Origin of the sequence: Saccharomonospora iraqiensis subsp. paurometabolica YIM 90007 (genome assembly GCF_000231035.2) — a bacterium.
Taxonomy (GTDB): domain Bacteria; phylum Actinomycetota; class Actinomycetes; order Mycobacteriales; family Pseudonocardiaceae; genus Saccharomonospora; species Saccharomonospora paurometabolica.
In genome coordinates this window covers 125,007-130,223 of the sequence record NZ_KI912261.1, presented here as the reverse complement: position 1 = coordinate 130,223, position 5,217 = coordinate 125,007, and the positions used below count along the sequence as shown (strand labels likewise).

Genomic DNA, 5,217 nt, shown 5'->3' with positions numbered 1-5,217 from the left:
CGCGGTCGGGCGGCGGAGCTGGTCCGGGACGTGTTGGCCGAGTCCGGGGCCCGTGGGTGGCGCTCGCTGTCGTGGCCCGCGCGGTCGTTGGCCGCCGACCTCCACCCGGCGCGGGCCGACCGGTACCGCGCGGAAGTTACCGACGAGTTGTACGGAGTGTTACTGTCCACCGATCCGGTGGGACGTCGCTGCGCACGCCGGTCGGACTGGGTTCCGATCTAGCTCGTTTCCTGCGCGGTATCAGGGATGCCGACATCTGGGCGAAGATTCCCGCAAAAAAAGCCACCGGATCGTGTCAAGGTGACACCTAAAGCGTCCGATGGGGGAGGAGGAATGTCACCCGGCTGCAGGAAGGAACCCCTGTGACGACGGTCTTGATCTGCGACGACCGACGCAGTGTCCGCGAAGGACTCACCCGCGTGATGTCCGCCGTTCCCGGTGTCAGTCGCATCGACTGTGTAGCGCACGGTGACGAGTTGCTCGCCCGGTACTCCCGGCAGCCGGTCGACGTGGTGCTCGTGGGCACCCAGCGTGCCGTGCCGACCGGTGTGGAGGCCACCCGGCGTCTCGTCTCGGCCAATCCGCAGGCGAACGTCATCGTCTTCGGCGCGCCGGACGACGCGGGCAGCATCGCCGCGGCCATCGCCGGTGGGGCGCGCGGGTATCTGCGGTGGGACGCCTCCCGCCCCGAACTCGTCGCCGCGCTCGCCCACACGCTCGCCAGCACGTCGGTCCCGGCACAACGCCAGCCCTCCGATCCCGGTGTCCAGCTCACCGAGCGGGAGCTCCAGGTGCTGCGGGGGATGAGCCAGGGCAAGAGCAACGGTCAGATCGGCCGTGAGCTCTACCTCTCCGAGGACACCGTGAAGACCCATGCCCGGCGGCTGTTCCGCAAGCTGGGTGTGCGGGACCGTGCCCAGGCGGTCGCGCACGGCTTCCGGCGCGGTCTCGTCTCCTGACCGCCCGGAGGGGCCGTGACCGCATGCGGAACTCCCGGGCGGCGGGAGGGACCGCCGCGCGGGTGTGGGGCGGAACACCATGTTCCGACGAAGCCACGCGTGTCCCGACAGCCCGTGTCCCCACCGGGCCCCGCCCCGGCGTGGAGCGCACGACCGCGCCCACACCGGCCCCCGGCTCCACCAGGCACTTGAAAGTTTGACCAGTGCGGTATCGTCCGGGAAGTGCAGGTTGCGGGGTGCAGGACGCGCCGGGCGACCGTCGGCGAGAAGGAGCGGCGTCGGAAGGTACGGTAGGCGCCGTCGGCGTGCGGCCGTGCCGGATCCGAGCCGCACGCCGTTGTCTCTGCACGCCTACACGTAACACCGGGACTGTTGTCTGCGATGGCCACTGTGGGGGATGGACTGGACGAGTCGGTCGTCGCGGCTGTCGAGGGTGATCCTCAGGCCGTGGAACGGGTCCTGGCCGCCATACGTCCCCTCGTGGTGCGGTACTGCCGCGCCAGAGTTGGCAGACAGGAGCGTTCCTTCGCTTCGGCAGACGACGTGGCCCAGGAGGTGTGTCTCGCAGTGCTCACGGCATTGCCCTCCTATCGGGATCAGGGCCGTCCGTTCCTGGCGTTCGTCTACGGCATCGCGCAGCACAAGGTCGCCGATGCCCACCGCGCGGCGTCGCGGAACCGTTCCGAACCCGTCGCCGAGGTCCCGGACGAGGTCGAGCGTGCCGTCGGGCCGGAGCAGCGCGCGTTGCAGGGCGAACTGAACGAGCGCATGACGCAACTGCTGCAGGTACTTCCGGAGAAACAGCGCGAGATCGTGGTGTTACGAGTGGTCGTCGGTCTGTCCGCGGAGGAGACGGCCGAGGCCGTCGGTTCGACCCCCGGTGCGGTCCGGGTCGCCCAGCACCGCGCCCTCGCTCGGTTGCGTAAGGCACTGGCCGCTGAGGAGGTGGTCTGAGTGACGGAGCACGACAGCGGCGACCCCGGGCACGCAGGCATCCCCGGGTACCGACCCGGGGACGCGGAGGACGACGACGCGCTCGTGCCGCCCACGGAACTGTCCGCGATCCAGGCCGACGACGCACTGCTCGACGCGCTGGGTGGCGCCGATCCCCGCGGTGGGGACGATCTCGACGACGCCGAGCTGCACGCCCTGCTGCTGTCCTGGCGCCGGGACGTGGACGGCGAGCCGATGCCGGAGCTGGTGGACACCCCCGAGGCCGTGACCACCGTGCGCACCGCCGCGCAGGCCAGACGGTACGCCGGTCGCGGTCGACGACGCATGCTCGTCCCCGTCGCCGCCGCGGCGGCCGTGCTCGCCATCGGATTCACCGGGACGGCGCTGGCCGCGCGCGACGCCCAACCGGGCGACACGCTGTGGGGGCTGAGCAAGGTTCTCTACTCGGATCACGCGGCGTCGGTGGAGGCCGCGGCGTCCGTGCGGACCGACCTCGCCGAGGCCCATCTGGCGATCGCGCAGCAACGCTACGACGACGCCCGCAGTGCGCTCGGGCAGGCCGAGCAGGCACTCTCCGACGTGGTGACGGAGGAGGAGAGCCGGCTGCGGGCCCGGCACGAACAACTGCGGGCCCAACTCGACGAACCCGCGCCGCAGCCGCCCCCGGCGGCGTCGAGCAGCGACGGTACGTCGAGCACCGGGGCCGACGACACGACGAGCGGGACGGGGACGGCCTCGTCCAGCGAGAACCGCGAATCCGAACTGGACGGGACGACCTCGGTGCCGTCGACGGAGCCGCCCACCTCGACCGAGCCCACGGAGTCCACCTCGTCGTCGGACTCCTCGTCCGACGACGAGTCGTCGTCCGGGGAGAACCGGGACGACACGTCGTCGGACGAGGAGTCCGACGACCCCTCACCGACGAGCTGACCGCCCCGGGCGGTCCGGCCGCCCCGGGTGACCTCTCCCCGGCGCCCGAGGACGTCCGCGTGCCGCGGTGTGTGCCGGTGATACACCGTGGCAGCGGTGCTGCGATGACGGCGGTGGTGACGTGTGCCGGGTGATTCCACCGGCGTCACCGCGCCCCGCGGACGGGTCCGCCCGTCCGTCCCGCCGGCTCGGCGGGACGGACGGAGGGGGCGGTGTGCCCCGGGTCAGCGGGCGTTCTCGGTCGCGGTGATGCCGTCGGCGAACCCCTTGCAGTAGTCCCACGTCACGTACAGCGCGGGGTCCGGATCGAAGGCCGGCTCGTGCGGACGCATCTGGCCGTCCGCGAGGAGCTGCTCGAGACTGGCGCGGAGCAGGTGCCAGTCGTGATAGTGGGGCTGGTCACACTCGCCGCAGTCGACGACGATTCCGCGGATCCCGCGCGGCTCCAGCAGGGCCTGGTAGACGGTGAGGTCGGACAGGTCGGTGAGCAGTTCCGACCGCTCGTCCGGGCCCATCGGTTCGCTCTCGGTCTCGGCATCGTCGAGCATGGCGAACTCCCGGGCCGGGTCGTTCGGGTCGTCGGCGAACGGGTCTGGGGGCAGGACTTCGTGCGGCACGACCCGCACGGTACCGGGCATGCCCCGGGGTGCGTCCAGCTACCATCGCTAACAGGTCCGCATAGCCCCCTGGTTCACTCCGTCGAGGAAGGCCGGCCGTTCTCCATGACGAGCGACATCACTCCCGCAGATCCGCCGTACCCGCAGGAGACGGCGGGCGCCCCGGACAAGTTCGCGATGCTCGGGCTGACGTTCGACGACGTCCTGCTGTTGCCCGCCGAGTCGGATGTGATCCCGAGCACAGTCGACACGGGCACGAACGTCACCCGGAACGTGAGCCTGCGGGTGCCGCTGTTGTCGGCGGCGATGGACACCGTGACCGAGTCCCGGATGGCGATCGCCATGGCGCGGCAGGGCGGCATGGGGGTGTTGCAGCGCAACCTCCCGATCGAGGAGCAGGCCCGGGCGGTCGAGGTCGTCAAACGGTCGGAGGCCGGGATGGTCACCGACCCGGTGACCTGCTCGCCGGACGACACGCTGGCCGAGGTGGACGAGCTGTGCGCCCGCTTCCGCATCTCGGGGGTGCCGGTCACCGACGCGGCGGGCCTGCTGGTGGGCATCATCACCAACCGCGACATGCGCTTCGAGGTCGACTACAGCAAGCAGGTCAGTGAGGTGATGACCCGGGCGCCACTGGTCACGGCGCAGGTCGGGGTCACCGCGGACGCGGCACTCGGGCTGCTGCGGCGGCACAAGGTGGAGAAGCTGCCGATCGTGGACGGTGCGGGCAAGCTGCGCGGCCTGATCACGGTGAAGGACTTCGTCAAGACCGAGCAGTACCCGGACGCGACCAAGGACACCGACGGCAGGCTCATCGCCGGCGCCGCGGTGGGGGTCGGTGCCGACGGGCACCAGCGCGCGCTGGCACTGGCCGACGCCGGGGTGGACGTCCTCATGGTGGACACCGCGCACGGGCACTCCCGCGCCGTGCTGGACACGGTGACGACCCTGAAGAAGGAACTCGGCGACACGGTCGACGTGGTCGGGGGCAACGTCGCCACCCGTGCCGGTGCGCAGGCGCTGGTGGACGCCGGGGCCGACGCCGTGAAGGTCGGGGTCGGGCCGGGTTCGATCTGCACGACCCGCGTGGTGGCCGGGGTCGGCGTCCCGCAGATCTCGGCGGTGTACGAGGCGGACAAGGCGTGCCGGCCCGCCGGGGTCCCGGTGATCGCGGACGGCGGCATCCAGTACTCCGGCGACATCGTCAAGGCGATCGCCTCCGGCGCCTCGTCGGTGATGCTCGGCAGTCTGCTCGCCGGGACGGCCGAGGCACCGGGTGAGGTCGTGCTGGTGAACGGCAAGCAGTACAAGGTCTACCGCGGCATGGGTTCGCTGGCCGCGATGCGGTCGCGCGACGACGGCCGGTCGTACTCCAAGGACCGCTACGCCCAGGACGACGTCCTCTCCGAGGACAAGCTCGTGCCCGAGGGCATCGAGGGGCGCACGCCGTTCCGCGGCCCGCTGTCCGGCGTGGTGCACCAGCTCGCGGGCGGGTTGCGGTCCGGGATGGGCTACGCGGGCGCCACCACGATCCCCGAGCTGCAGCGCGCACAGCTGGTGCGGATCACCTCGGCGGGGCTGAAGGAGAGCCACCCGCACGACGTGACCATGACCGTCGAGTCGCCCAACTACACCTCCCGCTGACCCCGGCCACCCGGCCCCGATCGACGTCGGCCCGGCCACCCCGGCCCCACGCCCGACCGGCGTGCCCCCGCCGACGACGTTCCGCCCGCGAAACGCGGTCGGTGCGGCCCGTG

Annotated in this window: 5 protein-coding genes and 1 pseudogene; 5 read left to right on the top strand and 1 reads right to left on the bottom strand. The window is 71.6% G+C overall.

All coding sequences use genetic code 11. The annotated features are described in order from the left end of the window. The 4 genes and pseudogenes from SACPADRAFT_RS34270 to SACPADRAFT_RS0223235 form a co-directional block, all read left to right on the top strand. A pseudogene (locus tag SACPADRAFT_RS34270) lies at positions 1-222 on the top strand (hypothetical protein); the annotation flags it as partial. A 140-nt stretch (positions 223-362) separates the two neighbouring features. Beyond that, positions 363-959, top strand: a complete 597-nt coding sequence (locus SACPADRAFT_RS0223245) for a response regulator transcription factor (protein ID WP_007026373.1) — start codon at positions 363-365, stop codon at positions 957-959. Between the two features lie 381 nt (positions 960-1,340). Then, on the top strand, positions 1,341-1,913 hold the full coding sequence (locus SACPADRAFT_RS0223240) for a sigma-70 family RNA polymerase sigma factor (protein WP_007026374.1): 573 nt from the start codon (positions 1,341-1,343) through the stop codon (positions 1,911-1,913). After that, positions 1,914-2,843, top strand: coding sequence for an anti-sigma-D factor RsdA (locus SACPADRAFT_RS0223235; RefSeq protein ID WP_007026375.1), 930 nt, complete (start codon positions 1,914-1,916; stop codon positions 2,841-2,843). It abuts the gene before it with no gap. A 224-nt stretch (positions 2,844-3,067) separates the two neighbouring features. On the opposite strand, the gene SACPADRAFT_RS0223230 is transcribed toward SACPADRAFT_RS0223235, so the two are convergent. Then, positions 3,068-3,481: a DUF5319 domain-containing protein gene (locus SACPADRAFT_RS0223230; RefSeq protein WP_007026376.1), complete on the bottom strand. Its 414-nt coding sequence runs from the start codon at positions 3,479-3,481 to the stop codon at positions 3,068-3,070. 84 nt (positions 3,482-3,565) lie between these two features. Between SACPADRAFT_RS0223230 and guaB the strand changes: the two genes are divergently transcribed. Further along, a complete protein-coding gene (gene guaB, locus SACPADRAFT_RS0223225; RefSeq protein ID WP_007026377.1) occupies positions 3,566-5,104 on the top strand; it encodes an IMP dehydrogenase in 1,539 nt (512 codons plus the stop codon). Positions 5,105-5,217: the final 113 nt, after the last annotated feature.